General features: G+C 68.2%; 7 protein-coding genes. 3 read left to right on the forward strand and 4 right to left on the reverse strand.

The annotated features are described in order from the left end of the window. Positions 1–30: 30 nt before the first annotated feature. From ACFV4R_RS07555 to ACFV4R_RS07565, 3 genes are read right to left on the reverse strand one after another with little or no spacing between them, the layout of a single operon-like run. On the reverse strand, positions 31–1,068 hold the full coding sequence (locus ACFV4R_RS07555) for a TAXI family TRAP transporter solute-binding subunit (protein WP_377201776.1): 1,038 nt from the start codon (positions 1,066–1,068) through the stop codon (positions 31–33). Beyond that, positions 1,055–2,497: a sensor histidine kinase gene (locus ACFV4R_RS07560; protein WP_377201777.1), complete on the reverse strand. Its 1,443-nt coding sequence runs from the start codon at positions 2,495–2,497 to the stop codon at positions 1,055–1,057. Before ACFV4R_RS07560 ends, ACFV4R_RS07555 begins: the two co-directional genes overlap by 14 nt. Beyond that, positions 2,494–3,162: a response regulator transcription factor gene (locus tag ACFV4R_RS07565; protein ID WP_377201778.1), complete on the reverse strand. Its 669-nt coding sequence runs from the start codon at positions 3,160–3,162 to the stop codon at positions 2,494–2,496. The genes ACFV4R_RS07560 and ACFV4R_RS07565 overlap by 4 nt, the downstream gene beginning before the upstream one ends. A 239-nt stretch (positions 3,163–3,401) precedes the next feature. Here ACFV4R_RS07565 and ACFV4R_RS07570 point away from each other — a divergent pair, with 239 nt between their 5' ends. After that, on the forward strand, positions 3,402–4,820 hold the full coding sequence (locus ACFV4R_RS07570) for an MFS transporter (RefSeq protein ID WP_377201779.1): 1,419 nt from the start codon (positions 3,402–3,404) through the stop codon (positions 4,818–4,820). A gap of 162 nt (positions 4,821–4,982) precedes the next feature. On the opposite strand, the gene ACFV4R_RS07575 is transcribed toward ACFV4R_RS07570, so the two are convergent. Beyond that, on the reverse strand, positions 4,983–5,270 hold the full coding sequence (locus ACFV4R_RS07575; protein ID WP_377201780.1) for a hypothetical protein: 288 nt from the start codon (positions 5,268–5,270) through the stop codon (positions 4,983–4,985). Between the two features lie 99 nt (positions 5,271–5,369). Between ACFV4R_RS07575 and ACFV4R_RS07580 the strand changes: the two genes are divergently transcribed. Continuing rightward, complete coding sequence (locus ACFV4R_RS07580; protein ID WP_377201781.1) at positions 5,370–6,002, forward strand: TetR/AcrR family transcriptional regulator; 633 nt, start codon at positions 5,370–5,372, stop codon at positions 6,000–6,002. A gap of 102 nt (positions 6,003–6,104) precedes the next feature. Next, positions 6,105–8,192 (forward strand): carboxypeptidase regulatory-like domain-containing protein (locus ACFV4R_RS07585; RefSeq protein WP_377201782.1); only part of this gene is annotated, 2,088 nt, incomplete at its 3' end.

Below are 8,192 nucleotides of genomic sequence, written 5' to 3' on the forward strand. Positions count from 1 at the left end.
GGGAGAGCCGCCGTAAGTGAGCGGGCGTTGCTAGCCGTGGAGGGCGCGGTAGGCCGCGGCGGCGGCCGGGTGCAGCGGGATGCCGGCGGTGTTGATCAGCGTTTCCGGGCTGAGGAACTGGACTCCCAGGCTGGACTGCGGAATCAGTTCGCCGGCGTGGTTCACCAGCAGTTGGACGGTGCGCTCGACGGTGGCGGCGTCCAGGTCGGCGCGGCACAGCAACAGGTTGGCTGCCCCCACGGTCCAGACGGCGGGTACGCCCGGGTAGCTTTCCGCGGGGATGAACACGCGGTCGTACTGGGCACCGTGCCGGGCGCGCAGTTCCGGCAACAGGGATGAGAGGTCCAGCAGCGCCAGCGGCACCTCCCGCTGCGCGGCGGAGATGGCGGCCGTGGGTACGCCGCCGGACCAGAACAAAGCGTCCACGGTACCGGCCTTCAGGGCTGCGAGGCCGTCGTTCAGGCCCAGGCTTACGACGGCGACACTGCCCACCGCCGCCGGCCCAGCCTCCGCTGAGGTGCCAAGGCCCGCTGCCGCGAGCAGCCGCGGCGTGGTGAGCGACGTCCCCGAACCCGGCTGGCCCACTGCCACGGTCCGCCCGGACAGCTGTGACAGGGCAGTGATGCCGCTGCCTTTCCGCACCACGCAATGGACGTAGTTTTCGTAGACCTTCCCCAGTGCGGCCAGTGGCGCGGCGCCCTCGCCAGCCGCGGTGGCCGCCTCCACAGCAGGGCCGGCAACCGCATCGGCCAGGGACACGGCAAGCGTGGCCCTTCCATCCCGCAACTGCGCCAGGTTGTCCAAGCTGCCGCCGGTTGCCACCGCTACAGCCTTTTGGGCCACGCCGTGGCGTTCCAGGGAAGCGGCCAGCAGCGAGGAGAACTCAAGGTAAAAGCCACCCGCCTCACCGCCCGCCACTGTCAGCAGCCCGGGCCGGTTCCCGCTACAGGCGGACAGTACGGACGGGAAGAGGGCCGCTGCTGCCAGGCCCGCCCCGGTTTTCAGGAGGGACCGCCTGGGCAGGCCTGCACCGGTAAGGCCGGACGTCCTGACCTCAGCCACGCCCATCACCACCTTCGGAGGGGCGCTCCGCGACCGGAACAGGAAATTCGAGCCGTGCTGACAGTCCGTGCGGTGCAGCCGTTCCCAGGACCAGGCGGCCACTGTTGGCCGCCGCCAGTTCACCCACGATCGTCATGCCCAGGCCTGTTCCCCGTACCGAGGCGTGCTGCGGCGCCCGCCAAAACCTCGTGGACGCCTGGGCGAGGTCCTGTTCGGAAAGCCCCGGGCCGTCGTCGTAAATTTCCACCGTGACCGTGGAAAGCTCAGCCCGGACGGAAGCAGTGACGGTGGCACCCGGCGCGTACTTGACCGCGTTGCCCACGAGCTCGCCCACCATCTGGGCAAGCTCGGCTGGCTCGCACGCCATCAGGACCGGGGACGGCGGCGGGGGAGCGAGGACCAGCCGCACACCGGCGCGGCCCGCAGCGGGGGCCGCCCGCTCCATTTCCTCCTGCAGGACGGGGTAGGGGTCGATGGGCGCAGCAACGGGCCTGGCCTCCGGGCTGTTGAAGGCCCTGACGGCGTCCTCACTGACCCGGTGCTCGGCGGCGGCCAGCTTCAGGACGTCGTCCAGGATCTCCTCCACCCGCTCCAGCTCGGCCACGGCACTGGCGGCGGCGTCGTGTTCGCGTTCGGTCTTCAGTTCAAGCTGGAGCACGTCCAGCCGCAGCCGCAGCGCGCCGATGGGGTTCCGCAGCTGGTGCGACGTGTCGGCAATCAGCTGGCGCTGCGACTCGATGCTGTCGCTGACCGTCCGCGCCATGGCAGTGAAGGACCTGCTCAGTTCGCGAAGCTCCGGGGGACCGTCCTCCGGCAGCTGCCCGGCCCGGCCCGTGCGGCCCAGCTCGGTCACCGCGGAATTCAGCCGCAGGACGGGCCGGAGCACCCAGCCGGTCACGCGCGCGGCGGCGAGCAGCAGGACCGCAGCGAGGGCGACGGCGGCAGCCCCCACCACGAGCCAACGCTGCTGCAGCTTCGTCCTGGCGGCGTCGAGGTTGACGTCCATGGCCACGCCGCCCAGCACCTGGTTGGCGCTGCCGAAGGGGCGGAAGATCACCTCGGAGCCGGAACCGAGCGGCTCCAGCGGCTCCAGCGCGGTGCCGTTAACGTTCAGCCGGGCCAGGGACAGCGCATCCTGCACGTCGGAGCGTGATTCACTGAGCCCTCCCGAGCTGAGCGTCTCCTGCTGCAGCCGGACCACGATTCCCTCGGCGTACAGGGCAGAGTACGTGTCCATCTCGCGCTGCAGCCGTGCGGTATCGCCGTCGCCGGCCGCATCGAAGGCCACCTGCGCCAGCCGGTTCAGGGACGCCACCCGGTTGATCTGGACCTCCTGCGTCAGCTCCCGCGCCGCCGAGGACAGGATGGTCCCGGACACCAGGAACACCACCACCAGGCACAGCACGCTGAGGACGCCAAGGACCCGCAACCTCATGCGGGATCCGCCTCCACCCGGTAGCCCACGCCCCGGACATTAATAATGAAACCGGGTTTCTGCAGTTTGGCCCGCAACCCGGTCAGGTGCACATCCAGGGACCGGGACGAGGCCAGGAAGGCATCACCCCACAGGGCGTCGAGGATCTGCTCCCGGGTGACCACCGAGCCGGCGTGCCGGGCAAGAAGGGCCAGGAGTTCGTATTCCGTGGCCGTCAGCGGGAGTACAGCGCCGTCCCTGGATGCGATGCGGCGGCCCAGGTCAATGTCGAGGTCGCCCAGGACGATGGTGTCCGGCACGCTTCCGGTGCGGCGCCCGGCCCTGCGGGTGACGGCCTCGATCCGTGCCAGCAGTTCCACGAGTTTGACGGGTTTGACCAGGTAATCGTCGGCGCCGGAGCGAAGGCCCAGCACCACGCTGCGTTCGTCGTCGCGGGCGGTGAGGATGAGGATGGGGCAGTCGGTGATCTGGCGGAGCTTGCGGAGGACGTCCAGGCCGTCCATGTCCGGCAGCCCGAGGTCCAGGAGGATCACCTCGAAGTCCCGGTGGACCAGCAGGGCGTCTGCTCCGCGCGCCACCCTCGTGGTCCTGTGGCCCGCCGTCGCAACACCCGCCGCCAGCGCACCTGCCATGGCGTCGTCGTCCTCGACGATGAGCACTTCCATGGCCGTGTTCCTTCTCTGTGGGGGCGGGCGTGGGGCGGGACAAGGGTCGGGTGCGGGGATTAGCCCGCCTCTGGAGATTACCGCCTCACGGGGAACCGGCGCTGGGGAACGAAGAAAATGCCTATTCCTAAGGAAGTGTTAGGAAACCCGCTTCCGCGTTGGCTGTGCCGTGGATCACCCATAGTTTGGTGGAGGTCCTCCGCGCTTTCGGGAGACCGTCACACCAAGGAAGGTTCATGATGAGCACCGAACAAGCAGCGCCGCTGACGGGGGCAGCCCAGTCCGAGGCGGCACAGACCCGCCGGGCCGTGGGCAACATCCTCAAGGGCTCCGCCGGAAACCTGGTGGAATGGTACGACGTCTACATCTACACGGCGTTCCTGGCCTACTTCCAGCCGCACTTCTTCAATTCCAAGGACCCGCTGCAGGGTGCCCTCGAAGGCATGGCCGTCTTCGCCGTCACCTTCCTCATGCGGCCCATCGGCAGCTGGTTCTTCGGGCGGTTCGCCGACCGCCGGGGCCGGAAAGCCGCCCTGACGCTGAGCGTGACCATGATGTCCGCAGGTTCCTTCTTCATCGCCATCCTGCCCACCAAGGACGTTATCGGCGTCTGGGCCCTGGTCCTGCTGGTCCTGGCGCGCCTGGTGCAGGGTTTCTCCGTGGGCGGCGAGTACGGCACCAGTGCCACCTACATGTCCGAGGCCGCCACCGCCAAGCGCCGCGGCTTCTTCTCCAGCTTCCAGTACGTCACCCTGATCGGCGGCCAGATGCTGGCCCTGCTGGTCCTGGTGATCCTGCAAAACGCCCTCGGCAAGGACGCCCTGACCGAGTGGGGCTGGCGCATTCCGTTCGCCATCGGCGGCGTGGCTGCACTGGTGGTCCTCTGGCTGCGGCGCTCCATGGAGGAGACCGTCTCAGCCAGCCAGGTGGAAGCGGCGGCAAACGCCAAGTCATCCGGCGAAGCACAGCCCGGCACGCTGAAGCTGCTCTTCACCCAGCACTGGAGGGCGCTGCTGATCTGCATCGGCGTCACCCTGGGCGGCACCGTGGCGTTCTACACGTACACCAACTTCATCCTCAGCTTCATGAACAACACCAGCGGCATCCCCAAGGAAACCACCTCGGTCATCAACTTCTGGGCCCTGTTTATCTTCATGCTGCTGCAGCCCGTCTACGGCATCATCTCCGACAAGATCGGCCGCAAGCCGCTGCTGCTCTGGTTCGGCATCACAGGCGTGCTGTTCACCTGGCCGCTGATGTCCGCGCTGGCCGGCACCAAGGACCCGATGGTCGCGTTCCTGCTGATGATGGGCGGCCTGCTGATCGTGGGCGGCTACACCTCCATCAACGCCCTGGTGAAGGCCGAGCTCTTCCCCGCCTCGATCCGCGCCCTCGGCGTGGGACTGGGCTACGCGCTCGCCAACTCTATGTTCGGCGGCACAGTCCCGCTGATCGGCGCAGCCCTGCAGAAGGCCGGACAGGTGGAACTGCTCTTCACCTACGTCACTGTGGCCATTGGGGTGTCGCTGCTGGTCTACATCTTCGCGCTCAAGAACAAGAAGTCGACGCACCTGGACCAGGAACAGGGCCACGCCTGGGACGCCGGCACGGCTTCCGGCGCGGACGACGACGATCGCCTGGCTGCCGCCAAGCGCTGAGCTTCCGCAGCACGCACCGGCGCCCGTTCCCCACTCAGGGGGACGGGCGCCGTCGTCGTTAAGGCGTCCGCTCGCCGCACCGCCGTGCCGGCAGGCACAGGTGCCATGGGCTGCCCAGGGAGGGGACCGTCGTCGTGCGCTGTCCGTTGCTGCCGGATGCGCCTAGCTGCGCCCGCTGCGGCGCCGGGCCAAGGAAGCGTGCGCCCGCATCATGCGGGGAACCACCAGGTAGACGGCGGTGGGAACCACCACGAGCGTGAGCGCCAGGGCCTTGAACACCGGGTGCCACCCTTCGGTCAGCGAAGCGGAGGCCAGCATGCCGAGGGCTACCAGCGGGAAGATTGCCAGCCAGGTGATGACGGCCCGGACGTGGACGGACGGTACAGCCGGCGGCGAGGCCGGCGCCGACGGTGCGGGGGTCAGGACGGCGGGGCCGGGAGCGGTCTCCATGAAAATCTCCAACTAGATAGTTGCCTTTGCTGTGCACCGAGAATATGCGCGTCGGACAATAATTGCAACTACCTGGTTGGAATTGCGTAGGATGGTGTCATGGCCTGGAACACCGAACGCACCAAGGAGCTGCTGCTGGCGGCTGCCACCGCGGAATTCAGTGCGAACGGACTGGCCGGGGCGCGGGTGGACCGCATTGCCGCTGCAGCCGGGGTCAACAAGGAGCGCATCTACCAGTACTTCGGCAAGAAGGACGAGCTGTTCGACGCCGTCCTCGCCGCCGAAATGATCCGCGTCATGACGGAGGTCCCCATCCAGGGCCATGGTCCTGAAGCCTTCGGCGACTACGCCGGCAGGCTCTTCGACCGGCACACCACCGACGGCGTGCTGCCGCGGCTGGTGTTCTGGGAAGGGCTGGAGCGGGGCAGGGAAACCGTCAGCAGGGCCACCCGCACGGACCACTGCGCCATCAAGGTGGGGCAGGTGCTGGACGTGCTCCCCGGTGTGGGCCGCGAAGACGCAGCAGACCTGCTGATCACTGTGGTCACCCTCTGCGACGGGTGGCCGGTCCTGCCCCAGATCGACGCACTCCTGGCTGGCAGCGGCCCGGACCGGGCCGCCCGCCGTCGGGCGTTCATCGTGCGGACCGCAACGCTGATGGCCGGCGCCCTGCTGGAGGACGCCGCAGCAAGCCGCTCCGCTGTGCAGGCGGTGGCGGCAGCCGCGGACTGAGGCGGGCAGAACTCCCCATGGCCCCCGCCGTGACCGGCGCCTAGGATGACTGTGAACCGCTCGGTTCGCACTGTCACTTTCTGGGGGAAAAGGACTCATCCCATGCCGTTACCGCGCCCTGCCCTGTCACGCCCGCATCAGAACCCAAGGCAGGGGGCGTGGGTCCGGGCCCGGGCCGTCCTTGCCGCAGCCGTACTCCTTGCCGCCGGACTCTTCGCCGGAGCCGTCCCTGCGCACGCCGCAACCTACACGTTCAAGGGCGTGGTGAAGGGAAAGCTGACCGCCACCGCAACTCCCGCGGCCCTGGGAAGTGCGTGGGTGGGCGCCTACACCAACGACTCAAGTGCCTCCTACGTTGCCGGCGCCTGGTCCGCCGCTGACGGTACCTACAGCTTCACCGTCCCCGCCGCGGGCAGCTACAAAATCTGGATCACCTGCGGAAACAACCCCTGCGCGGACACGTACGCCGACGAATGGAACGGCGATTCCTCCGGTGCCTACAACTCCACTCCTCTGGCCGTCTCCGACGCCGCACCCACCACTACCTACAACCCCCAGCTCGAGGCCTACGGCACCATGAGCGGCCGCATCACCAACAGCGCCGGGCAGCCCGTTACAGCCGCCGAGATCTCCGCCTCACCAGCAAACGGTGGGCAGTACAGCACGGTGCGGCCGGACGCCAACGGGTACTACACGCTGGCCAAGGTGCCGCCGAACCGGGCCTACATCAGCGTGCGGGACGATTCGGGCCAGCGCCTTTACACGGAGCAGTACTGGAACGGGATGCAGGGCGTTGACACCTATACGGCGGCCACCGTCCCGGCGGGCGTCAAGTGGACCAACGCGAACTTCGTCCTCAAGAATGAAACAGTCCTGGAAGCCACCGTCACGGATCCCGCGGGCGCACCCATCGCAGAAGTGGGCTACGTCCCCTACGTCTTCAACGATGCCACCGGCGCCTGGGACGGCCCCCAGATGGGCCCGCTGACCTCCGACGCCAACGGCAAGATCTACTGGCGCTTGACAGTGGGCAAGAAATACAAGATCTGCGTTTTTGACACGTACTACGGTGAACCGCGCCAGTACCGCTACAAGTCCGAGTGCTACAACAACGCACCCGCCATCGACACCGCCGCCGTCCTCACCGCCACCGCGCAGGGCCAGCGTGTGCAGGCCAACATGCAGCTGGAGGTGGCCGGACTCTCCCTGTCTCCGGGCAGGATCTTCGCCTATGGTTCGGTCCAGGCAGGCCAAACCCTGACCGTTGATCCGGGCGTCTGGGGTCCGGCGCCGGTGACCCTCACCTACCAGTGGCAGCGCACCAAGGGTACGGAGACAACTGACATCACCGGTGCCACCGCTGCAACCTACACTGTCACGTCCGCAGATGCCGGCTTTGACATCTTCGCCAAAGTCACCGGAAGCAAGGCCGGTTACGCCTCCTACTCGGACACTGTCCACGCCGGTCAGGCCGGTGCGGACGCCACCACCGCGTCCAAGCCGTTCACCATCACCGGAACCCCCAGCGCCGGCAACACCCTCACCGTCGACCACGGAACGCTTACGCCCACCCCCGAGTTCGGGCCGTACTACGACTGGTTCGTCAACGGCGTCCCGGACTACCGCTCCAACACCAAGGCCTTCGCCCTGACCACGGCGGACACCGGCAAGAAAGTCACCGCCCGCCTCAGCGTGCACGCCTGGCCACTCCAGCCGTACTACGGCCAGGCCTCGGTAACCGTTGCCGCGGGCACGCTGACGGCGCCGGTTCCCACCATCACCGGTACCGCCAAGGTGGGTGCCACGCTGACCGCGAACCCGGGTACGTGGGGGCCCGCTCCGGTGACGCTGGCGTACCAGTGGTTCCGCAGCGGGGTTGCCATCACGGGCGCCACGGCGGCGACCTATCCGGCCGTTGCGGCTGACCTGGGCAAGACATTGACGGTCCGGGTGACCGGCACCAAGTCCGGGTTTACGACGTCGGCGAAAACCTCCGCGGCCACGGCCGCCGTGGTTGCAGGGTCGCTGACGGCGCCGGTTCCCACCATCACCGGTACCGCCAAGGTGGGTGCCACGCTGACCGCGAACCCGGGCACGTGGGGGCCCGCTCCGGTGACGCTGGCGTACCAGTGGTTCCGCAGCGGGGTTGCCATCACGGGCGCCACGGCGGCGACCTATCCGGCCGTTGCG

Origin of the sequence: Pseudarthrobacter sp. NPDC059871 (assembly GCF_042731175.1) — a bacterium.
Lineage (GTDB): Bacteria > Actinomycetota > Actinomycetes > Actinomycetales > Micrococcaceae > Arthrobacter.